The 22598-nt window shown below is 60.9% G+C and carries 20 protein-coding genes; 9 read left to right on the top strand and 11 right to left on the bottom strand.

Going from position 1 to position 22598, the window contains the following annotated elements; translation table 11 throughout:
* Positions 1-199 precede the first annotated feature (199 nt).
* Positions 200-610 (top strand): HPF/RaiA family ribosome-associated protein, encoded by a 411-nt coding sequence (locus ASD70_RS00970; RefSeq protein ID WP_032877636.1) that lies wholly within the window; start codon positions 200-202, stop codon positions 608-610.
* Between the two features lie 54 nt (positions 611-664).
* On the opposite strand, the gene ASD70_RS00965 is transcribed toward ASD70_RS00970, so the two are convergent.
* Complete coding sequence (locus ASD70_RS00965) at positions 665-2176, bottom strand: MFS transporter (protein WP_056845456.1); 1512 nt, start codon at positions 2174-2176, stop codon at positions 665-667.
* 106 nt (positions 2177-2282) lie between these two features.
* On the opposite strand from ASD70_RS00965, the gene ASD70_RS00960 reads away from it, so the two are divergent.
* Positions 2283-3155 (top strand): LysR family transcriptional regulator, encoded by an 873-nt coding sequence (locus ASD70_RS00960; protein ID WP_046071072.1) that lies wholly within the window; start codon positions 2283-2285, stop codon positions 3153-3155.
* Between the two features lie 105 nt (positions 3156-3260).
* Here the strand turns inward: ASD70_RS00960 and fecA are convergent, their stop codons facing one another.
* The 3 genes from fecA to ASD70_RS00945 all read right to left on the bottom strand — a co-directional run bounded on the left by fecA (position 3261) and on the right by ASD70_RS00945 (position 7114).
* Positions 3261-5597: a TonB-dependent Fe(3+) dicitrate receptor FecA gene (fecA, locus tag ASD70_RS00955; RefSeq protein WP_056845455.1), complete on the bottom strand. Its 2337-nt coding sequence runs from the start codon at positions 5595-5597 to the stop codon at positions 3261-3263.
* Positions 5598-5687: 90 nt separating this feature from the next.
* Positions 5688-6629 carry a FecR domain-containing protein gene (locus tag ASD70_RS00950; RefSeq protein ID WP_056845454.1) on the bottom strand — a complete coding sequence of 314 codons (942 nt, stop codon included), beginning with the start codon at positions 6627-6629 and terminating at the stop codon, positions 5688-5690.
* Entirely contained in the window at positions 6626-7114 is a 489-nt protein-coding gene (locus tag ASD70_RS00945) for a sigma-70 family RNA polymerase sigma factor (protein ID WP_056845588.1), read from the bottom strand. The genes ASD70_RS00950 and ASD70_RS00945 overlap by 4 nt, the downstream gene beginning before the upstream one ends.
* Before the next feature lie 170 nt (positions 7115-7284).
* On the opposite strand from ASD70_RS00945, the gene ASD70_RS00940 reads away from it, so the two are divergent.
* From ASD70_RS00940 to ASD70_RS00915, 6 genes are all read left to right on the top strand, one after another.
* Positions 7285-7587 (top strand): DUF3649 domain-containing protein, encoded by a 303-nt coding sequence (locus ASD70_RS00940; protein ID WP_043048646.1) that lies wholly within the window; start codon positions 7285-7287, stop codon positions 7585-7587.
* Positions 7584-9158: a PepSY domain-containing protein gene (locus ASD70_RS00935; RefSeq protein ID WP_056845453.1), complete on the top strand. Its 1575-nt coding sequence runs from the start codon at positions 7584-7586 to the stop codon at positions 9156-9158. Before ASD70_RS00940 ends, ASD70_RS00935 begins: the two co-directional genes overlap by 4 nt.
* A complete protein-coding gene (locus tag ASD70_RS00930; protein WP_046071076.1) occupies positions 9158-9484 on the top strand; it encodes a DUF3325 domain-containing protein in 327 nt (108 codons plus the stop codon). The genes ASD70_RS00935 and ASD70_RS00930 overlap by 1 nt, the downstream gene beginning before the upstream one ends.
* Positions 9485-9491: 7 nt before the next feature.
* Positions 9492-10070 (top strand): RNA polymerase sigma factor, encoded by a 579-nt coding sequence (locus ASD70_RS00925; protein ID WP_046071077.1) that lies wholly within the window; start codon positions 9492-9494, stop codon positions 10068-10070.
* Positions 10067-11044, top strand: a complete 978-nt coding sequence (locus ASD70_RS00920) for a FecR family protein (protein WP_056845452.1) — start codon at positions 10067-10069, stop codon at positions 11042-11044. The genes ASD70_RS00925 and ASD70_RS00920 overlap by 4 nt, the downstream gene beginning before the upstream one ends.
* A 154-nt stretch (positions 11045-11198) precedes the next feature.
* Entirely contained in the window at positions 11199-13439 is a 2241-nt protein-coding gene (locus tag ASD70_RS00915) for a TonB-dependent receptor family protein (RefSeq protein WP_156382902.1), read from the top strand.
* An 89-nt stretch (positions 13440-13528) separates the two neighbouring features.
* Here the strand turns inward: ASD70_RS00915 and ASD70_RS00910 are convergent, their stop codons facing one another.
* Positions 13529-13879: a glutaredoxin family protein gene (locus ASD70_RS00910; RefSeq protein WP_056845450.1), complete on the bottom strand. Its 351-nt coding sequence runs from the start codon at positions 13877-13879 to the stop codon at positions 13529-13531.
* Positions 13879-14883 (bottom strand): nucleoid-associated protein YejK, encoded by a 1005-nt coding sequence (gene yejK, locus ASD70_RS00905; protein ID WP_003171997.1) that lies wholly within the window; start codon positions 14881-14883, stop codon positions 13879-13881. The genes ASD70_RS00910 and yejK overlap by 1 nt, the downstream gene beginning before the upstream one ends.
* A 396-nt stretch (positions 14884-15279) precedes the next feature.
* Here yejK and ASD70_RS00900 point away from each other — a divergent pair, with 396 nt between their 5' ends.
* Positions 15280-15561: an HU family DNA-binding protein gene (locus ASD70_RS00900; protein WP_005785131.1), complete on the top strand. Its 282-nt coding sequence runs from the start codon at positions 15280-15282 to the stop codon at positions 15559-15561.
* A gap of 181 nt (positions 15562-15742) precedes the next feature.
* Here ASD70_RS00900 and rlmF read toward each other — a convergent pair whose 3' ends face one another.
* From rlmF to ASD70_RS00875, 5 genes are all read right to left on the bottom strand, one after another.
* The gene (gene rlmF, locus ASD70_RS00895) at positions 15743-16759 is read right to left on the bottom strand and encodes a 23S rRNA (adenine(1618)-N(6))-methyltransferase RlmF (RefSeq protein WP_046071081.1); all 1017 of its coding nucleotides are present in this window, start codon (positions 16757-16759) and stop codon (positions 15743-15745) included.
* 204 nt (positions 16760-16963) lie between these two features.
* The gene (locus tag ASD70_RS00890) at positions 16964-19810 is read right to left on the bottom strand and encodes a valine--tRNA ligase (RefSeq protein ID WP_056845449.1); all 2847 of its coding nucleotides are present in this window, start codon (positions 19808-19810) and stop codon (positions 16964-16966) included.
* 211 nt (positions 19811-20021) lie between these two features.
* Positions 20022-20396 (bottom strand): hypothetical protein, encoded by a 375-nt coding sequence (locus ASD70_RS00885; RefSeq protein WP_046071083.1) that lies wholly within the window; start codon positions 20394-20396, stop codon positions 20022-20024.
* A 7-nt stretch (positions 20397-20403) separates the two neighbouring features.
* Positions 20404-20832 carry a DNA polymerase III subunit chi gene (locus ASD70_RS00880; protein WP_056845448.1) on the bottom strand — a complete coding sequence of 143 codons (429 nt, stop codon included), beginning with the start codon at positions 20830-20832 and terminating at the stop codon, positions 20404-20406.
* Between the two features lie 73 nt (positions 20833-20905).
* A complete protein-coding gene (locus ASD70_RS00875; protein WP_046071085.1) occupies positions 20906-22396 on the bottom strand; it encodes a leucyl aminopeptidase in 1491 nt (496 codons plus the stop codon).
* Positions 22397-22598 lie beyond the last annotated feature (202 nt).

The following is a 22598-nucleotide window of genomic DNA, read 5'->3' as shown; positions in this document are numbered from 1 at the left end:
AAGAAGATGTAACTAACTCCCCACCCTACCAGCGTTTTTGCCCGTCGTCAGGGTTAATTTGTAATGTAGGATTTATCTTTGCAAAGGGGTTGAATTGTTTCAGCAGGTGCTCAATTGTGTAATCAGGAGGTCATGGTTTCACCACCCCGGTGTTGCAGTTTGTGACCTCTGGCGAGCTAGCTGAAATAAGGGAAGAACTATGCAAATCCAAGTCAATAGCGATAACCATATTGAAAGCAGCATCCGACTGGAGGAGTGGGTACGTACTACCATTGAGAGCACGCTCGAACGTTATGAAGAAGACCTGACCCGTGTTGAGGTCTACCTGCGGGATGAGAACGGCGACAAGCCCGGTCCCCACGATTTAAGTTGCCGCCTGGAAGCACGGCCAAAGGGCCATCAACCGGTTTCCGTGTGCCATAAAGCCGATACGCTGGAACAAGCGATCGATGGCGCCGCCACCAAGCTGGACCATGCGTTGGAACACCTGTTTGGCAAACTGCAAGGCAAGCCTCGCGCTGCTGCGAAAACCCAGCCAATCAACAAAGTGAATGAAGACGCGCTTGAAGAGGAATTCCTGGAAAACGAAAACGCTGCAATCAACGGCTGACCGTTTTTTAAACCCCCACTGAAAACGGGCCTGCATATGCAGGCCCGTTTTCGTTCAGCCACGGAGCCTGAAGAAATACCGGCTCAGCGCGGCTAATCCGCAAGCCCCCAAGCCCGCAAAGAGCATGGCCCAACCGGCGCCGGTGCGCAGTGCCGTCTGCGCATCAACGGCGGACAGCCCCGGCGCGTTCAGCTTGCCTGCTGCAATATGCTGGCTGAGCGCTGCCCACTCCAATGCCGTGTTGTCAGGCAGCACATTGGCCAGGTGGTGGCTGATCCCCAGCAACAGCACCAGGCCCATCAACGCAATGTTGAGTGCCAGGGTGATCAGTCGTGCGCTGAAGTCGATGCCCGACGCCATGCCCGCACGGTCAGCCGAGACGGCCCCGGTGGTGGTGTTGGTGGTGGGCGAGTTGGTCAACGCCAGGCCAATGCCGGCGATCACGCAACTGAGCAACACCAGTGCGGTGCTTGGTTGTGCGACGACATTGACGGCGGCCATGGCCAGGAACCCCGCGCCCATCGTACCCAGGCCCAGCGGAATGATGCGTTCGGCGCCGAAACGCAGGGCCAGGCGTTCGGTCAGCGGCGGCACCAGCAAGGTAGGCAAGGTGTAGGCGAGCAGGGCGGCGCCAGTGGTCAGCGTGTCGTAGCCCAGGCCTGCCTGGAAGTACAACGGCAGGTAAATCATGAACGGCCAGAAGCTGAAGTTCATGCCGATCGAGCCCATCAACGCACCGTTGAAGCGCTGGATACGGAATACCGAGAAATCGAACATCGGGTGTGGGCTGCGCCGTTCGATCAGGATGAACAGCAGCATGCCTATTAAGGACAGGCCGGCCCAGCCGAGCATCGCCGGGGTGTCAAAACCATACTCGCTGCCCTGGGTGATGAAGTACACCAGCGCGAACACCGTCAGCGTCAAGGTCAGCATCCCGGCGATGTCCAGGCGATGACTGGCCGGGTCACGGGATTCCTGCACGCTGGCATGCAGCAGCACCAAAGTGAACAGGGTCAGCGGTACGTGGACCAGGAACACCCAGCGCCAGTCCGCCACGGCCAGGATTAATGCCCCGACCATCGGCCCGAAACCCAGGCCCACGCCGGCAATCACTCCCCATATCGCGAAGGCTCGCGCTCGCGCCGCCGGCTCGCGGAACTGATGGGACAGGATGGCGAACTGGCAAATCATCATCGCACCAGCACCAATGCCTTGTACGAACCGCGCCACGATCAGCGTCGACGCATTGTCCGCCAGCCCACAGGCCAGCGAGGCCAGGCCGAACAGCCACAGGCACAGCACCAGTACGCGCCGACGGCCGAAGCGATCGGCCAAGGTACCCGCCGCCATCAGCACACTGGTGCAAGCCAGGGTATAGGCATTCATGATCCATTGGGCGTCCTGGAAACCGGTGCCGAGTTGCTGTTCAAGGGTCGGCAGGATGACCGGCACGCTGGAGATTTCCAGGCCGAACATCAGGGCTACCAGGCAGACGGCGGTGAGGGCCAAGCCATTTCTGGTGGTGCTTGGCGGGTGGAGGGCCGATACAGCAGCGGCGGGCGGCATGACAGGTTCCTTTTGAATAGGGGAGGGTTCTATTCTCTCGGGAACCAGATTCGTTATTTGTGATAAGTTTTCCATTAATAAGGGAATCACAGGCGACAATTGACTCATGGCCACCCCGCGTTTTGATGGCGTCGAGCTGTTTCTGCAAATTGTCGAGAGCGGTAACCTCACCGAAGCCGCCGAGCGCCTGAACCTCACGCGCTCGGCCGTCGGTAAAGGCTTGGCGCGCCTGGAGGCGCGGCTTGGCACATGTCTGCTGCAGCGCTCCACGCGCCGCCAACGATTGACCGAGGACGGGCAGGCGTACTACGAGCATTGCCTGCGCGCCTTGGCCGAACTGGAAGCCGCCGAATCGGTGCTCGAAAGTGGTCGGCAACAACCACGCGGGCGGTTACGGGCGAGCGTGCCGTTGGCTTTCGGGCACCACTATGCGGCTCCGGCGTTGTGGGGCTTGATGGAGCGTTACTCTGAACTGGAAATCGAGATTTGCTTCTCCGACCGCATGATTGATCTGGCACAGGAGGGCTTCGATATGGCCGTGCGGATCGGCACGTTGCCGGATACCGACCGCCTGAGTGCACGCCGCCTGGGACAGCAGGTCATGGGGCTGGCGGCGTCACCGGCGTATCTGCAGCGCAGGGGGAGCATTGAAAGTATGGAAGACCTGACCGTTCATCGCGGCATCGCGTATCGCAGCAACACCACGCATCGCTCGCACCTGGCCTCGCTGTTGGTGCTGGATGATCTCCAAGCGGTAGCCGATGCGGTCATCGCGGGCGTAGGGCTGGCCTGGTTACCGAGTTGGTTGATCGCCCACTATGCGTTGCGCGGGCAATTGCAGGCAGTGTTGCCAAGCTATCGCGAGCAGCCGGCGCCTATCCATGTAGTCTGGCCGACGGCGGTGCATATGCCGGCCAAGACGCGGTGTGCCATCGATGCGTTGGTGGCGGGTACGCCCAGTTGCCTGGCGGGTAGCTAGACCCTCGGATGTACTTCAATCCTGGACACACTGAATATCAAATGTGGGAGGGGGCAAGCACCCTCCCACATTTGGATTTGTTACGGTCTGCAGGTTGGAGGCAGATCAGAACGCAATGGACGTCTGCACATACACCGTACGCGGCTCACCCACGTACTTGCCCTTGTTGTTATCGTCAAACGAGCGGGTGTAGTACTGCTTGTTGAAGATATTCTTCACCCCCACCGCCACATTCAAATCCGACAGTTGCGGGCCGAAGTCATAGGCCGCACGGCTGCTGAACAGCATGTAGCCGGGGATGCGCCCATTGGCACCGTCGGCGCTTTCGGCCTGGGTGTTGGCATTGTCGGCAAACTGGCTGCTCTGGTAGCTGCTGTCCACATTCAGCTTCCACGGGCCGTCGGTGTAACCCACACCGAGAGTGCCTTTGTGCTTGGACGAGAAGGGCACGCGGTTGCCTTTGTTCGGGCCGTCTTCGCGGATGGTCGCGTCAACATAGGCATAAGTGGCATACACATCGAAACCCGCCAGCGCCGGGCTCAGGCCGTCGAGGGCGTAGTTGATGCTCGACTCGATGCCCTGGTGGCGCGTCTCACCACGGGCGATCACCGTGTCGTTGGTCTGGTTGCTGTCGTACTGGTTGTCAAAGTTGATTAGGAACGCGCCGATTTCAGCACGCAGCGTGCCGTTGTCATAGCGCGTGCCGAGCTCCCAAGTGCGGGCTTTTTCCGGTTTGACTTCGCCGCTGTTCACGCGGTTGGGCATCTGGCTGTACTGCACGCTGCCGAATGAGCCTTCGGTGTTGGCGTAGAGGTTCCAGTCGTCGGTGAGGTGGTAGAGCACGTTCAGCGCCGGCAGCGCGGTGTTGTAGTCACCCTTGTATTTGACGTTGCTCAGGTTGTTGGTCTGCTGGGACTCGATCATCTCGTAGCGGATGCCCGGGGTGATGGTCCACTTGCCGATATCAATGCGGTCGTCGATGAAGAACGCATTGGCTTCGGTGCCACCGCGCGTGTCGCGGTCGTTGCGGCTGTCGGTGGTGGGGATTTGCTGATTGGCGGCGATTGGCGTGCGGTAGCGCAGTTCGTGGCCGGCTTCATTGATGTAGCGGTAGCCGACGCCCACTTCATGACTCGTGGGGCCGAGGTCGAAACCCTGGGCGAATCGGGTCTCGAGGCCGCGTACCCAATATTCGCGTGGCGACAGCGACAGGAAGCTGCCCTGGTCCAGATAACCGCTGCGCAGGGTCTTGGTGAAGAAGCTGTTGACCGTGAATTCGCGACGGTCCTGCTCGTAGCGATAGCCGACGTTGAACATGGTACGGCGGCCCCAAAACTTGTCGTAGGGGCGGGTGGACTGGTATGGATCGGCTTTGTAATCCTTGACGTTCAAGCCGCCGGGCATATCGGCCTGGCCTTCGTAGTACTGTGCCATGGCGTTGAAGCTGTTGGCGTCGTCCAGTTGGTATTTGCCCTTGAGGATCAGGTCGTCGATGCGCGTATTGCTGTTTTCGCGCCAGTCGCCGCCGCGGGTGCCGGAGTACAGCAGCGCGCCGCCCAGGCCATTGTCGGCAGTGCCGCCGGCCAGCAGGTTGCCGGTGGTCTTGAAGCCATCGTGGCTGGAAGACGGGCTGGTCTCGGTCTGCAACCCGCCCTTGACCGTGGGCGCATCCGGGATAGCGCGGGTCACGAAGTTGACGATGCCACCGACGTTCTGCGGGCCGTAGCGCACCGCACCGCCGCCGCGTACCACATCCACCGCGTCCATGTTGCCCATGCTGATCGGCGCAAAGGACAACTGTGGCTGGCCGTAGGGCGCAAAAGGCACCGGGATGCCATCCATCAATACCGTGGAGCGCGACGCCAGGCGCGGGTTGAGCCCGCGAATGCCGAAGTTCAACGCCATGTCGTGGCTGCCGGTGCCGTTGTTTTCCGGGGCATTGACGCCGGGGATGCGGTTGAGCACATCGCGTGCCTGGGTTGCGCCTTGGCGTTCAAACTCTTCACGGCGGATAACGTCACGGGCGCCGGGGTGTTCGAACACGTTGGTTTGCGCTGCGTCACCGAGCCAGTCGCCGACCACGTTGGAGGTTTGCAATTCAAGGGGGGCGGTGACGCCGGTCGGTTGCAGGCTGTAGGCATTGTCACCTTCGGCCCGGGCTTGCAGGCCGGTGCCTTCCAGTAATTTCTGCAGGCCGTCGGCGGCGCTGTAATTGCCCGACAGGCCGCGGCTTTGCATGCCGGCCGTCACTTCGGAACCGAAAGACACCAGCACCCCGGCTTCGCGACCAAATTGATTCAGGGCCGCTTCCAGGGTGGTCGGCGCGATGTGGTAGGTCTTGGTGTCGGCAGCCATCGCGGGGGGAAGGACGGTCAGGCTGAGGCTGGCGCCCAATAGGAGTTGGCGCAAGGTGCGGGCGAGAAGCGTCGGTTGCTGGGGCATGAAGGCGGTCCTGAGAAGGAAGGATCAAGGTGGCTTTCCTTCTCTGTCACGCCAGGTGCGGAAAACGGCTCACTTAAACGCAAAATAAATTCAGGCACGTGCCTGCACGGTCACCCAATAGCGGGTAAAGCGCCGCACTTTCACCGGCAGGCTGACTTCCAGCAGGTCGAGGATGCGTTCGCTGTCATCCAGCGGGTAGCTGCCGGACAGCAGCAGGTTCGCCACTTGCGGGTCGCAATGCAGCTGGCCGCGGCGATAACGCCCCAGTTCGCTGAGAAAGTCTTCCAGGCGCATATGCGCGGCCACCAGCATACCGTCGGCCCAGGCGCCGCTGTTGGCGTCGGTCGGGCGCGGGGTGTCCCAGCCTTTGCGGGTGAAATTCATCTGGTGCCCGGCCGCTACGTTCAGTGGCAAGCCACCGTAATTATTGGGCGTGACCTCGACCTGACCAGCCAGCACTGCGAGTTGGGTATGGTCGTTGAACTGGCGCACATTCAGGCGCGCCGCCTGGCTGCTGAGCAGGCCCTGGCCGGTCAGCACGCGCAACGGCGTATCGCCTGCATGGGCGGTCAGCAGAATTTCGCCTTCGAGCAGGCGGATCAGCCGTTGCTGCCCATCGATATGCACATCCACTGCGCTGCCCGTGTTGAGTTTCAACTGGCTGCCATCGGCCAGTTGCACGGTGCGACGCTGGCCCACCGGACTGCGATAGTCGGCGCTCAGCGGTGGCAGGATATGTTGCTGGCGCAGGCTCCAAACTGCTGCCGAACCGGCGCCCAGGATCAGCAGCAACTTCAGCGCCTGGCGCCGGCTGCGCAGGGTGGGGGCATTCAACGCCGCGTGGGCCAGGGGCGAGGGCATGCCGCGTAGGCGTTGGTTGACCTGCTGGATCTGTTCCCAGGCGCGCTGGTGCTCGCTGTGGGCATTCAGCCATTGTTGCCAGGCTGCTTGCTGGCGTGGAGTGAGCGCGCCTTGCTGCATTTCCAGCAGCCAGTGCACGGCTTGTTCGGCGACTTGGCTGGAGACGTTCATAACGCGAAGTAACAGCGCATGGCCGCTTTGGTCAGGTGGCGCTTGACGGTGGCGATGGAGATGCCCAGTTCAGCGCTGATCTGCGCGTAGGTCAGGCCATCGAGCTGGGCGAGCAGGAAGGCCCGCTTGACCAGCCTGGGCAAGCCATCGAGCAGTTGGTCCAGCTCCAGCAGGGTTTGCAGGATGATTGCGCGGTCTTCTTCCGACGGTGCGACGTGCTCGGGCATTTGCGCCAAGGCATCGAGGTAGGCGCGCTCCAGGTCCTGGCGGCGATAGAAGTTGAACAATACGCGCTTGGCCACGGTGGTGAGGAAGGCGCGGGGTTCGATCAGGGTCGGGGTGTCCCTTGCGCTGAGCACGCGGATGAAGGTGTCCTGCGCCAGGTCGGCGGCGTTTTCCGGGCAGCCGAGCTTGCGTCGCAACCAGCCGGTGAGCCAGTGGTAATGGTCGTTGTACAGAACTTCGACGGTATTGGACGGCTGCAACGCGATCACTCCGTAAGCATCGCCATGCTTTAGAGAACAAGAATTGTTCGCATTGTAGGGGCGACGACGAGGTTCGGCAATCCGTCACGGCAGGTGATTCATCCGTTCTCTTTTGCTTATGAGAATATTTATCATTAATATTGCGCGCTGATCAGCTTGGCGTCTGCCGCATGAAAAGCAAAACCTCATTGCCCGTTTCCTACCGCCTCGCCGTCACCTCGCGTGTGCTGGCGGCTGTTATCGGCGGCTACCTGATGGCATCCCTGGCCGCCATCTGCCTGGCGTTGTGGATGCCCACATCGCGTGCCGACGCGGTGGTCACCGGCATGATGAGCTCGTTTGTGTTCTACCTGCTGGCGGTGCTCTGGTGCTTTGCCTGCCGCACTGCGTGGCGTGCCTGGGCGGGGGTGATGCTGCCAAGCGCGCTGTTTGCCACCCTGGCCGGCGTAGGTTTGTGGATGGTGCGCACATGAAGGAGGGTTTTCGCCAAGCCATGGCCTGGCTGCATACCTGGGCCGGGTTGATCTTCGGCTGGCTGCTGTTCGCGATTTTCCTGACCGGCACCCTGGCCTATTTCAAAGACGAAATCACCCACTGGATGCAGCCCGAAGTGCAGGCCCATCCCCTGGATGACGGGCGCAGCCTTGCCGTGGCCCAAAGCTACCTGCAACAACAGGCGCCGACTGCGGCGAGCTGGTTCATCAGCTTGCCGACCAGCCGCGACCCAGGCTTGTCGGTGATGTGGCAAGACAAGGCCGAGCCGGGCAAACGCGGCACCTTCATCCAGAAAATCCTCGACCCGGTCAGCGGCCAACCGGTGCAGGCCCGCGACAGCAAGGGCGGCGAGTTCTTCTATCGTTTCCACTTCCAACTGCAAATGCCTTACCCGTGGGGCCGCTGGCTGTCGACCATCGCCGCCATGGTGATGTTTGTCGCGCTGATCACCGGCATCATCACCCACAAGAAAATCTTCAAGGACTTCTTCACCTTCCGCCCGCGCAAAGGCCAGCGTTCCTGGCTGGACGGGCACAACGCGGTGGGCGTGCTGGTGCTGCCATTTCATCTGATGATCACCTACAGCAGCCTGGTGATTTTCATGAGCATGGTGATGCCGGCGCCGATCATGGCGTCCTATGGCGACGACAGCCGGGCATTCTTCAAAGAGCTGTTTCCCAACACCGACAACCCGCCGGCCCTCGGCCAACCGGGCCAGTTGCTGCCGTTATTGCCGATGTACCAGCAGGCGCGGCAGCAGTGGGCGGGCGGCCATGTGGGACGGGTGGCAGTCAACAACCCTGGGGATGTGAACGCGTCGGTCAACGTGTTCCGCGCCGGCTCCGATAGCGTGGTGCATGATTTCGGCAATACCGTGTCGTTCAATGGCACCACCGGCGAGTTGTTGCGGGTTAGTGGCGAGCCGTCCCTGCCGGCGGTCGTCGGTGGCAGTTTCTACGGCCTGCACATGGGCCATTTTGCCGGCCCGGTACTGCGCTGGCTGTACTTTATCTGCGGGTTGGCGGGCACGGCGATGATCGGCACAGGGCTGGTGATCTGGCTCGGCAAGCGTCAGCTCAAGCACGCCAAGAGCGCAGTGATGCCGTTTGAATTGCGCCTGGTAGAGGTGCTGAATATCGCCAGCATGTCTGGCTTGATGATCGCCATCGCCGCGTTTTTCTGGGCCAACCGCCTGTTGCCGGTAAGTTTCGCCGCGCGCTCTGACTGGGAGGTGCAAGCCTTCTTTGTCGCCTGGGGCCTGAGTTTGTTGCACGCGATGCTGCGTCGCGGTCGTCGAGGCTGGGTCGAACAACTGAGCATCGGCGCGCTGCTGTTTGTGGCGATCCCGCTGCTTAACGCAATGACCACCACGCAGCATTTGGGCGTCTCGCTGATGAACGGCGACTGGGCCATGGCCGGCTTCGACCTGACCTGCCTGGCCAGCGGTGTGTTCTTTGCCTGGGCGGCGTGGAAGATGCAACGCCGTACCGCGTCGCAACCCAAAGCCGAACGTGCGCGTGGGTTGACGCTCAAGCAGGAGGCCGGCTGATGCTCCTCGCGCTGCTGATGTGCTACGCCGGGTTTACCGCGCTGTGCCTGTCCACCGACCGTCATCACGGCGAGCTGCTGCACAGCAAACTCACGTCGAAGCGGCGCTTGGGGCTGCGGCTGGGTGGCTGGTTGCTGCTGATTGCCGCGATCTGGCCGGCGGTGCTGGCCGCAGGCTGGAGCCAGGGCCTGGTCGAGTGGTGCGCAGTGTTGATGCTCAGCGCCTTGTTGCTGGTACTGCTGTTGCCATATCGGCCAAGGCTGGCGCTGATTCTGGCAGGCCTCAGCCTGCTGGCCAGCCCTGTCGCGGCACTAGCCCTGTCCTGAGCCTGCCATGATGATCAGCCCACCGCCGGAACCCCAGGACCGCCCGCACCCCGATGCGGCCGGTGGCCGCGCGCATTTCCTGCAGGTGTTTTTGTCCCAGCGTTCGCAGATGGAAGCGCTGGTCAGTCGCCGTGTCGGGTGCCGCGCCACGGCAGCCGACCTGGTGCAGGATTTGTTCCTGCGCTTCTGGCGTCGCCCCTTGGTGCAGGTTGAAGAACTCAGCACCTACCTGCTGCGCTGCGCCAGCAATATCGCCATCGATCACCTGCGTAGCGAAGGTGCACGAGTACGCAGCAGCGAAGGCTGGTTGCCCGAGCAATCAGATCACCAAGTCTGCGAACCCCAGGCCGCACTGGAGGCAGGCCACGATCTGCGCCACGTGGAAACCGCCCTGCGCAATTTGCCCGAGCGTACCCGCCAGATTTTCCTGCTTAACCGTATCCACGGGCGCAAGTATGCAGAAATTGCCAAGGCCATGGGGCTGTCCCAAAGTGCCGTGGAAAAACATATGATGCGCGCCCTCGAAGCCTGCAAGGCCAGCCTTCGTGAACCAACGCAGCCACGCACGCCAGGGAAAGCACCGTGAACATCACGCCGACACCCGCCCAGGAACAGGCCGCCCTTGACTGGCTCAGCCTGCTGCATGACCAGCCCAGCAGCGGCGACCAGGCTACGTTCAGCCGCTGGCTGCGCGCTGATCGCGCGCATGCCGAGGCGTACGCCCAGGCTCAGGTACTGTGGGAACTGAGCGAAGAGCCGGCGCGCAAGCTGGCCGATGAGGACGCGCTGGCCTTGCAGGCCTACCTCAATAAGATGAATTCCTCCAGGCGCTCCCGTGTACTGCGCTGGCCCGGCGCCCTGGCCATGGCCGCCTGCCTGCTGGCGATGGTGTCGATGGGCGCCGGTTGGCAGCCGTCGCGCTGGGTCGATGAGTTGGGTGCTGACTACGTGACGGCGCCGGGGGAGGTGAAGACCTTCACCATGACCGATCAATCCGTGGTCACCCTTGACGCCGACAGCGCCATTGCCGTGGATTTCAGCCATGGTCAACGGCATATCCAGCTGCGGCGTGGCGCGGGATTCTTCAGCGTGGCACACACCGGCCAGTCCTTTGTGGTGGAGGCGGGCGGTGGTCAAGCGCAGGTGCTGGGCACCCAGTTTGAGGTGCGCCTGCAACCGGCCGGAGCCGAGGTTACCGTATTGTCCGGCCGGGTGGGCGTCACACCATCGGAACAGGGCCAGCAGCAGGTTTTGACAGCAGGTCAGCAAGTGGCCTACGCCGATGGCGTTGCCGATGCCATGCACGCTGTCGACAGCGAATCCCGCCTGGCCTGGCGCGATGGTTGGCTTAACTACTACCAGGCGCCGCTGGCCGATGTGGTCCAGGACTTGAGTCGTTATTACCCTGGCCGATTGCTTCTGCTCAATGAAGAGATGGGCGCCAAACGCGTCAGCGGCAGTTTCCCGAGCAACGACCCGTTGGCGGTATTGAACGCCTTGCAAGCGGTGCTGGGCTTTGAACAACACAGGCTGCTGGGTCGCATCATCGTGTTGCGCTAGACGCAGCGCCGTTCACCGAACCTTCATCGCAATCGCTAAAACCTGTCACCAAACGGTTACACGTGCCGTGGATCATCCCTGGGTTCCTGAGCAAGTGGTCAGGAAGAGCACCTCTGCCCCATACAACACAACAATGTCAGTAAGGGATCTACACGTGAACTACAACTCTCTTTATGCCCTGCTTCTGGCATCGGGCCTGGGCGGCTTTGCACCGCTGGTTATGGCTGATGACACCCAGGACGTAGGTTCGGTGAACGTTGCCGGCAAGCAGACCCTGGGCAACGGCCACATGATTCGCGAAGAAAGTGCCAAGGCGCGCTCGACGGTGACCAAGGAGGCCATGGACGAAATGTCGGCCACCGCCAACGCCATCGACAAGCTCAAATACACGCCGGGCATCAACGTTTCCAGCGATGACGCCAGCGGCACCAGCGGCACCAACTTCACTATGCGCGGCATGAGTTCGGACCAGGTCGGGGTGTCGGTGGACGGCGTGCCGATCAACGATTCTGGCAACTACAGCGTGTATTCCAACCAGTTGGGCGACCCGGAAAACCTTGCCGAAGTGTTCGCCACCCAGGGCTCCTCCGAGGCCGACGGCCCGCACATCGGTTCCAGCGGCGGCAACATCGGCATGATTACGATGCGGCCAACCAAGGAGGCGGGGGTTTTTGCCAAGCAGACCTTGGGTACCAATAACCTGCGCAAGACCTTCGTTCGGGCGAATACCGGCGATTTCGGTGGTCTCAAGACCTGGGTCTCGGCATCGCACCTGGAAGGTGACAAGTGGCGCGGCAAGGGTACCCTGCGCAGCGATAAAATCGAGTGGAGCAGCCTGTTCGAAGGTGACAACGGCAATTCCACGTTGGCCACGGTCAAGTACAACAAGCAGGAAAACTACAACTACAACAGCCTGAGCAAGTCGCAGTTCGACAATGAAGGACGGCGCAAGGACTACGCTGAAAGCCCGGTGTACAAGGCCGGTTTGTTGTCTGCGTCCTACAAGCTCAACCGCAACCCCTTTGAAAGCGTCAACGCCACGCTGACCCAGCGCTGGCAACTGCAAGACAACCTGTCGTTGACGGTCACGCCGTACTACTACTGGTCCAACGGTGGCAGCTTCAGCGGCCAGACTGCCTCCAACCTGGGGCCGAGATCCGACAAAGCCGGCAACTACGACCTCGGCAACCTGCAATCGGCCAACTACTATCGCCCTTCGTGGACCGAGACCTGGCGCCCCGGCGTCACGGCCAAAATGAAGTGGGACATCAACGAAGAACACAGCCTGGACTACGGCTACTGGTATGAACGCGCACGCCAGCGCCAGACCCAGCCGTTTATCGGCATCAACGGCGAGGGCGCGCCGGATGATGTGTGGGGCGACTACAACAGCGGCGGCCAGGTGGTCGACAAGAACGGTGCGACGGTACAAGGTCGTCACTACTACACCGTCACCCCATCGCAAAAGCTCTGGGTACAGGACAGCTGGCAAGCCACGCCGGACCTGAGTTTTGTCGGCGGCGTGGCCTACCAATACGTCGAACGTGACGGCAACAACCTCGGCAGCCTGTACGACAAGCCGGAAAAACGTAACACCCGTTACCACCAATTCCTGCCCAGCTTCAGCGCCAAGTACCAGGTCGACGAGAGTAACCAGGCGTTCTACAACGTCACCCGCAACATGCGCACGCCGCCCAACTATGTGCTGTACAACAAAGGCGACTCCGTCAGCCTCAAGTCCGAGTTGAGCTGGAACCAGGAACTGGGCTGGCGCTACACCGAAGACGACATGGCCTTGAGCGCGACCCTGTTCTACATCAGCTTCAAGGATCGCCAGGTGTCGACCACCGATGCCAGTGGCGACTACATGGTGCTCAACGTTGGCAGCGTCGCTAACAAAGGCCTGGAATTGGAATGGAGTGGTTTGTTGCCCCACAACTTCAACTACTACGTCTCGTACACCTACACCCAGTCCGAGCAGAAGGACGACCTGCTCAGCAAGAATGTGCTGTTGCCCACCTCTGGCAAGCAACTGGCCAACGTACCGGAAAACATGTTCAACCTGGTGTTCGGCTATGACGACTCGCGGTTCTACGGCAACGTGGCGGGCAAGTATGTCGGCAGCTTCTACGGTGATTTGACCAACAAGGAGAAGATCGAAGGCCGTACGGTGTTTGACCTCAATGCCGGTATCTATTTGCCGGTGGACAAGAAGGTCATCAAGTCGGCGACCCTGCGCTTGTCGATGCTCAACGTCTTCGACAAGGAATACCTCAGCTCGGCCCGCACCGTGGCGTTCAACTCGACACCGGTCAACGGCCTGGCGCCGAGCACGGCGTATTACAACGTAGGGGAGGAGCGCACGGCGATGGTGTCTCTAGAGGCCAACTTCTAAGACCACCACGAAACCAAATGTGGGAGGGAGCAAGTCGAATCGTCGCACCGCCCCTCCCACATTTGATCCACGGTGTTTCAGGAGCTGGGTTATTTCAGGGCCGCCATGATCGCATCCGGGTCGTAGTCGCGGATCAGTGTGCCATTGACGTCCACAAATGGAATTCCGCCACCACCCAACGCCTCATAGGCCTTGCGCGCCTGGGCGTCCTTCTCGATATCCAGCGCCTGGTAAGGAATGCCTTTCTGGTCCAGAAAGCGCCGGATCTGTTTGCAGTATCCACACCAGTCAGTGGAATAAAGCACCACACGCGCCGAGCTGCGTACCTGCTCCGAAACCACCTGGGACGGGTTGAACAGCCGCTCGACCTTGCCCCAGTTCTGGATCACCACCACCACCAGCAATACCAGCAGGACTTTCTTGAAGACCCCGCCCAGCATCAATTACGGCGCTTGAGCTGGTCGGTCAGTTGGGTCGGCAGGCCCTTGATGATCAAGGTGCCGGCAGCTTCGTCGTACTCGATCTTGTCGCCCAGCAGGTGTGCTTCAAAGCTGATGGACAAGCCCTCGGCGCGCCCGGTGAAACGGCGGAACTGGTTGAGGGTGCGTTTGTCCGCCGGGATTTCCGGCGACAGGCCGTAGTCCTTGTTGCGGATATGGTCGTAGAAGGCTTTTGGCCGATCTTCATCGATCAAGCCGGAAAGTTCTTCCAGGCCCATGGGCTCGCCGAGCTTGGCCTGGCTGCTGGCGTAGTCCACCAGGGTCTTGGTCTTTTCACGGGCGGATTCGTCAGGCAGGTCTTCGCTTTCGACGAAGTCGCTGAACGCCTTGAGCAGGGTGCGGGTTTCGCCCGGGCCGTCGACGCCTTCCTGGCAGCCGATAAAGTCGCGGAAGTACTCCGAGACCTTCTTGCCGTTCTTGCCTTTGATAAAGGAGATGTATTGCTTGGACTGCTTGTTGTTCTGCCACTCGGAGACGTTGATGCGTGCTGCCAGGTGCAACTGGCCCAGGTCCAGGTGACGCGAGGGGGTCACGTCCAGCTCGTCGGTCACCGCCACGCCTTCGCTGTGGTGCAGCAGGGCGATCGCCAGGTAGTCGGTCATGCCTTGCTGGTAGTGGGCAAATAGCACGTGGCCGCCGGTGGAGAGGTTGGATTCCTCCATCAGCTTCTGCAGATGCTCCACGGCGGTACGGCTGAAAGTGGTGAAATCCTGGCCACCGTCAAAGTATTCCTTCAACCAGCCGCTGAACGGGTGCGCGCCGGACTCGGCGTGGAAGAAACCCCAGGCCTTGCCTTGTTTGGCGTTGTAGCTCTCGTTGAGGTCGGCAAGCATGTTCTCGATGGCGGCCGACTCGGACAGCTCGGAGTCGCGGGCGTGGAGAACTGCGGGTGTGCCGTCGGGTTTTTTGTCGATCAGGTGGACGATGCAATGACGGATCGGCATAGGCTTCTCGGCTGGTTGAAGGGGGAGCGGTTGGCCTCCCCGAAAAGTCGCCCAGTGTACCGCACCCATTGGTCAAGACGTGCCCCGAAGGGCATTTTGCCCTTCTCCGACCGGCCATATGCCTTTTTTTCACGGTTTAGAGCGATAAAGCTGACCAAATGGGTATGTTGAGGCGGATATTTCCCCGTCTCTGTGCTAGTTTTGCCCGGTCTTACGCCAAGTCTCGGCGTTAAGCGTGCATTCAGCATTTGTCAGGTCGAACCAATCCCCGTTTCAAGCATCTATAACCCCGATCTCCGTGGTTATGGCCGGGGATGCCAGGCCATGACGGTCGGGCTCGACGGCTGACACTGCACTCTGCAATCCATATGAATTTGATAGGGAAGGAACACCACAATGGCTTTGACTAAAGACCAACTGATCGCTGATATCGCTGAAGCTATCGACGCGCCAAAAACCACCGCGCGTGCTGCTCTGGACCAACTGGGCCAGATCGTTGCTGATCAGCTGGAAAACGGCGGCGAAATCACTCTGCCAGGCATTGGCAAGCTGAAAGTGACCGAGCGTCCTGCCCGTACTGGCCGTAACCCTTCGACTGGCGCTGCCATCGAAATCGCTGCCAAGAAAGTTATCAAGCTGGTTGTGGCTAAAGGCCTGACCGACGCTGTTAACAAGTAAGAAGCAGTAAAAAAAACCGTGCTTCGGAGTGATCCGGGCACGGTTTTTTGTTGCCTGCGGTTTTTCTAACTAACTGTAGGAGCGAGCTTGCTCGCGAAAGACGTTAACGATAACGCGTCCGTTCTGGTTGAACGCGGCGCCTTGGTGTTTTTTCGCGAGCAAGCTCGCTCCTACAGGTGGGCTAGCGGACCCAGCGCTGGCGCCAGATCTGCTGCTCATTCTTGGTCTGGAACGTCCACGCCACAAACCGGCTTTGCTTCTGCCCCTGAGACATCTCCACCACCTGGCTTTCCAGCACGCCGGCTTTTTTCAGCGCGGTCTGGATCGCGGGCAGGTTTGACGCTTTTGACACCAGGGTGCTGAACCACAACACCTTGTGGGCAAAATGCGCACTCTCGGCGATCAACTGCGTCACAAAGCGTGCTTCGCCGCCTTCACACCACAACTCGGCCGATTGGCCACCGAAGTTGAGGACCGGCAACTTGCGTTTCGGATCGGCCTTGCCCAGGGCACGCCACTTGCGCTCGCTACCCTTGGTGGCTTCGTCCATGGACGCATGGAACGGCGGGTTGCACATGGTCAGGTCAAAGCGCTCGCCCGGCTCCAGCAAGCCCAGCAGGATCTGCTTGGGGTTGGGCTGTTGGCGCAGCTGGATGACCTTGCCCAGGTCATTGGACTGCACGATGGCCTTAGCGGCGGCGACGGCTATAGGGTCGACTTCCGAGCCCAGGAAGTTCCAGCGATACTCCATATAGCCAATCAGCGGGTAGACGCAGTTGGCGCCCATGCCGATGTCCAGCACCTTGACGATGGAGCCGCGCGGGATCTTGCCGTCGTTGACGCTGGCCAGCAGGTCGGCGAGAAAATGCACATAGTCGGCACGCCCCGGCACCGGCGGGCACAGGTAATCGGCCGGGATGTCCCAATGCTCGATGCCATAGAACGACTTGAGCAAGGCCCGGTTGAATACCCGCACCGCGTCCGGGCTGGCAAAGTCGATGCTTTCCTTGCCATAGGGATTGATGATCACGAATTGCGCCAGCTCTGGCGTCGTCTTGATCAGCGCCGGAAAGTCGTAACGGCCTGTGTGGCGGTTGCGCGGGTGCAGGGTGGCCTCTTTGCGCGGAACCACGGGCTTGGCCGGGGTAGCGGATTTAGGCTTCTTGCGCGGGGGTTTAGGCGTAGTGGGGGCGGTCATGTTGATTCTGGTGTTGGCTCAAAGTGGCGGCCATTGTCACACATTCCCGAGGACAACTCGGTCAAATGTGGGAGGGGGCTTGCTCCCGATAGCGGTGTGACAGTCAAGAATATTGAGACTGATCCACCGCTATCGGGAGCAAGCCCCCTCCCACAGAGGCAAAAAAAGAGACCCGGAGGTCTCTTTTTTCACGCGAATTGAACCTTACAGGCTGGAGATCCGCGCATGTTGCTCGGCCAGCTTGCCCAAAGCCTGTTCAGCTTCGGCCAACTTGGCGCGTTCTTTGTCGATCACTTCTGCCGGTGCCTTATCGACGAACGCCGCGTTGGACAGCTTGCCGCCCACGCGTTGCACTTCGCCTTGCAGGCGGGCGATTTCCTTGTCGAGACGGGCCAGTTCCGCGCCCTTGTCGATCAGACCGGCCATCGGCACCAGCACTTCCATGTCGCCGACCAGCGCGGTGGCGGACAGCGGTGCTTCGGCATCGGCAGCCAATACGGTGATCGACTCCAGCTTCGCCAGCTTCTTGAGCAGCGCGTCGTTCTCGCTGAGACGGCGCTGATCTTCGGCACTGGCGTTCTTCACGAACACGGCCAATGGCTTGCCCGGCCCGATGTTCATTTCGGCGCGGATATTGCGCGTGCCGAGCATCAGGGTCTTGAGCCACTCGATATCGCTTTCGGCGGCCGCATCGATGCGCGCTTCATTGGCCACCGGCCAAGGTTGCAGCATGATGGTCTTGCCTTCGATACCGGCCAGCGGCGCCAGGCGCTGCCAGATTTCTTCGGTGATGAACGGCATGAACGGATGCGCCAGGCGCAACGCCACTTCCAATACGCGCACCAGGGTGCGACGGGTGCCGCGCTGGCATTCGACCGGGGCGTTTTCGTCCCACAATACCGGCTTGGACAGTTCCAGGTACCAGTCGCAATACTGGTTCCAGATGAACTCGTACAGGGCCTGTGCGGCCAGGTCGAAACGGAACTGGTCGAGCTGGCGGGTCACTTCGGCTTCGGTGCGCTGCAACTGCGAGATGATCCAGCGATCTGCCAGGCTCAACTCATAGGCTTCGCCGTTCTGGCCGCAGTCTTCGCCTTTATCCAGCACGTAGCGCGCAGCGTTCCAGATCTTGTTGCAGAAGTTGCGATAGCCTTCGACGCGGCCCATGTCGAACTTGATGTCGCGACCGGTAGAGGCCAGCGAGCAGAAGGTGAAGCGCAGGGCGTCGGTGCCGTAGCTGGCGATGCCGTCGGCGAATTCGTCGCGGGTCTGCTTCTCGATCTTTTTCGCCAGCTTCGGCTGCATCAGGCCCGAGGTGCGTTTCTGCACCAGGGTTTCCAGATCGATGCCGTCAATGATGTCCAATGGGTCCAGGACGTTGCCCTTGGACTTGGACATCTTCTGGCCCTGGCCGTCGCGTACCAGGCCGTGCACGTACACGGTCTTGAACGGTACCTGCGGGGTGCCGTCTTCGTTCTTCACCAAATGCATGGTGAGCATGATCATCCGGGCAACCCAGAAGAAAATGATATCGAAACCGGTGACCAGCACGTCGGTTGAGTGGAATTTCTTCAGGAACTCGGTCTGCTGCGGCCAGCCCAGGGTGGAGAAAGTCCACAGGCCTGAGCTGAACCAGGTGTCGAGTACGTCGTTGTCCTGTTGCAGCACAACATCCGCGCCCAGGTTGTGCTTGGCACGCACTTCGGCTTCGTCGCGGCCAACGTAAACCTTGCCCGACTCGTCGTACCAGGCCGGGATGCGGTGGCCCCACCACAGCTGGCGGCTGATGCACCAGTCCTGGATGTCGCGCATCCACGAGAAGTACATGTTTTCGTACTGCTTGGGCACGAACTGGATACGGCCATCTTCCACGGCGGCAATCGCAGGCTCAGCCAGCGGCTTGGTGGACACGTACCACTGGTCGGTCAGCCACGGCTCGATCACGGTGCCGGAGCGGTCGCCCTTCGGCACTTTCAGGCCATGGTCGTCAACGCTGACCAGCAATCCGGCAGCGTCGAACGCGGCAACGATCTGCTTGCGCGCTTCGAAGCGGTCGAGACCGGCGTATTCGGCCGGGATTTTGCCGTCGATGCTGTCGTTCAACGTACCGTCCAGGTTGAACACCTGGCAGGCCGGCAACACGGCGGCATTCTTGTCGAAGATGTTCAGCAGCGGCAGGTTGTGACGCTTGCCGACTTCATAGTCGTTGAAATCGTGGGCCGGAGTGATTTTCACGCAGCCGGTGCCGAATTCAGGGTCGCAGTAGTCGTCGGCGATAATCGGGATGCGACGGCCAACCAGCGGCAGTTCGACGAACTTGCCGATCAGCGCCTGGTAGCGCTCGTCGTTCGGGTTCACCGCGACGGCGGCGTCGCCGAGCATGGTTTCCGGACGAGTAGTGGCGACGATCAGGTAGTCGTTGCCTTCAGCGGTCTTGGCGCCGTCGGCCAGCGGGTACTTGAGGTTCCACAGGAAGCCTTTTTCGTCGTGGTTTTCCACTTCGAGGTCGGAAATGGCCGTGTGCAACTTGGTGTCCCAGTTGACCAGGCGCTTGCCGCGGTAGATCAGGCCGTCTTCATGCAGGCGCACGAAAGCTTCTTTAACGGCTTCCGACAGGCCGTCGTCCATGGTGAAGCGCTCGCGGCTCCAGTCTACGGACGAACCCAGGCGACGGATCTGACGGCTGATATTGCCGCCGGACTGGTCTTTCCATTCCCAGATCTTTTCCAGGAATTTCTCGCGGCCCAGGTCGTGACGGCTCTGGCCGGTGGCTTCGAGTTGACGTTCCACCAGCATCTGGGTGGCGATACCGGCGTGGTCGGTGCCCGGTTGCCACAGGGTATTGCGGCCCTGCATGCGGCGGAAACGGATCAACGCATCCATGATCGCATTGTTGAAGCCATGGCCCATGTGCAGGCTGCCAGTGACGTTCGGTGGCGGAATCATGATGGTGTAGGAGTCCCCGGCACCTTGTGGGGCGAAATAGTTTTCGGACTCCCAGGTGTTGTACCAGGAAGTTTCGATAGCGTGGGGCTGGTAGGTCTTATCCATGCGCGGCGGGACCCTAGTTGGCATTTATTCAGGAAAGCCGGCAAGTATAACGGGGCAGGACGAGGAGGGCGAGTTGAAGACGGACTTAAGGCTGATGCAAAACTAATGTGGGAGGGGGCTTGCTCCCGATTGCTGAGTGTCAGCCACCGAATCATCGGCTGATACACCGCTATCGGGAGCAAGCCCCTCCCACAGGAAATATCAGTGTGGTTTAGGACTGGTACTGGCTGAGCAACCGTTCCATGCGCGCATCCATCCGCCGCTTGATCTCAGCTTCAATATGCGGGGCAAAGTCGTCGATCACATCCTGCATGATCAGTTGCGCGGCAGCGCGTAGTTCGTTGTCCAGGTGCAGCAGCAGGGCATCGGGGGCTTTTTCTGCGGCCGGAGCGGGTTCGGCAACCACAGGTTCCGGTGCGGCAGGCTTGCCGCCGACCATATCGAACAGCAGCGGAATCTGTACCTCGCCATCGACCGTGTCGGTCAGCAGCGGCGGCTGAAGGTTGTCATCACCCAGCAACTGGCGGATAGACTCCAGGTCATCCAGCAGGTGGTCGTCTTTTTTCAGCGGGTTGGGAGTGTCCATCGTGTGCTCAAAGTCGTTGTAGCCGGTGATCCTGCAGAGAATAGCCCTGTTCGCGGTAGAAACGGAAACTCTCCCGCGCGGCCTGACGAATAGCCGGGTCTTCCACCACCACTTCCGCCACGCGGGCAAACGTCTTGGCAAAGGCCGGTACTTTCAGGTCGAGGTTGACCAGCAGGTCCTGGTGATCGCCGCAACTGTCCCCTAAACCCAGGACAACCAGGCTTTCAGGTTCTGATTCGGCGGGGCCGTGGGGCACGAAGCTTTCGCCCTTGAAGCGCCACAGGCGGGCATCCAGTTCGTCACGTTGGGCGGCATCGCTGCAATGCAGATAGATGCGGTGGCCCATGCGCCAGGCTTTTTCGGTGAGCTTGCAGGCAAAGTCCAGGCGCGCGAGGGGATCGGCGCTGGGCAATATATAGAAGTCGACTTGGGTCATTGCAGTTCCTGGTGCTGGCCCGCCAGTTCTGTAGGAACGAGCTTGCTCGCTCCTACAGAAGGGCCGGTGGCGCTTAGGCTTTGGCGCGATCCAGCAGGTACTGGGTCAGCAGCGGTACTGGACGACCAGTGGCGCCCTTGTCCTTGCCGCCGCTGGTCCAGGCCGTGCCGGCGATGTCCAGGTGCGCCCAGTTGAAGTTCTTGGCAAAGCGCGACAGGAAGCAGGCCGCCGTGATGGTGCCGGCTTTCGGGCCGCCAATGTTGGCGATGTCGGCGAACGGGCTGTCCAGCTGTTCCTGGTACTCATCGAACAGCGGCAGTTGCCAGGCACGGTCATCGGCGGCCTTGCCGGCGCTGAGCAGTTGCTCGATCAGTTCGTCGTTGTTGCCCAGCAGGCCCGAGGTGTGGGAGCCCAGGGCAACGATGCAGGCGCCGGTCAGGGTAGCGATGTCGATCACGGCTTGTGGCTTGAAGCGCTCGGCATAGGTCAGTGCATCGCACAGCACCAGGCGGCCTTCGGCGTCGGTGTTGAGGATTTCCACGGTCTGGCCGCTCATGGTCGTGACGATATCGCCTGGGCGGGCAGCGCCGCCGCTCGGCATGTTCTCGGCACACGCCAGGATGCACACCAGGTTGACCGGCAGTTTGAGTTCCAGCACCGCACGCAGGGTGCCGAACACGCTGGCGGCGCCGCCCATGTCGTACTTCATCTCGTCCATGCCGGCGCCCGGCTTGAGGCTGATGCCGCCGGTGTCGAAAGTAATGCCTTTTCCCACCAGGGCGTAGGGCTTCTCGGACTTCTTGGCTCCGTTATATTGCATCACGATCAGGCGTGGCGGCTGGTCGCTGCCCTGGCCCACGGCATAGAACGAGCCCATGCCCAGTTCCTTGATCTTCTTCTCGTCGAGCACTTCGACTTTCAGGCTCTTGAACTCCTTGCCCAGCGCCTTGGCCTGTTCGCCCAGGAAGGTCGGGTGGCAGATGTTCGGCGGCAGGTTGCCCAGGTCGCGGGTGAACGACATGCCCTTGGCGATGGCCTGGGCGTGGGTCACGGCGCGCTCGACTTCAGCCTGGGCGGCCTTGATGGTCAGCAGGGTGATTTTTTTCAGGGCGCGCGGTTCGGCCTTCTGGCTCTTGAACTGGTCGAAGGTATAGCCGCCGTCCACCAGGCTTTCGGCCAGCAGGCGGGTCTTGCCATAGCTGTCACGGCCCTTGATGACGATTTCGTCGAGTGCCAGTGCCGCATCCGTGCCACCGAGGCCCTTGAGGGTGGTGAGGATGCCGCTGACAATTTTGCGGAACGGACGGTCGCCCAGTTCAGCATCCTTGCCCACGCCCACCAGCAAGACACGCTCGGCTTTAAGGTTAGGCAAGCTCTGCAGCAGCAGGCTCTGGCCGACTTTGCCGGCCAGGTCGCCGCGCTTGAGCACTGCGCTGATAGCGCCGCCGCTCAGTTCGTCCAGTTGCTTGGCGGCGACGCCGAGTTTGCGGCCTTCGCCGACAGCGACCACGAGGGTGGCGGTTTTCAACGTTTCGGGGCTAACGCTTTTTACAACCAATTCCATTTTCGGGTCCCTTATAAGGTCGGTGAGCCTGGCGTTTGTACCCAGGCTTTAAAGCTTGGCGGCGTTGTAAGCCGCCCGCGACAAAGGCCGCAGTTTGAACCTCGCCGACGGAGCCTGACAACCCTTGGCGCGTGCTTTGTGCGTGCGCATGAGTAAGCTCCGTGACAGGCGCGACCAATCACAGGATAATGCCCCATCTTTT

Source organism: Pseudomonas sp. Root569 (genome assembly GCF_001427465.1).
In the GTDB taxonomy this organism is placed as follows: Bacteria; Pseudomonadota; Gammaproteobacteria; order Pseudomonadales; family Pseudomonadaceae; genus Aquipseudomonas; species Aquipseudomonas synxantha.
This window is presented reverse-complemented; position numbering and strand designations above follow the sequence as displayed.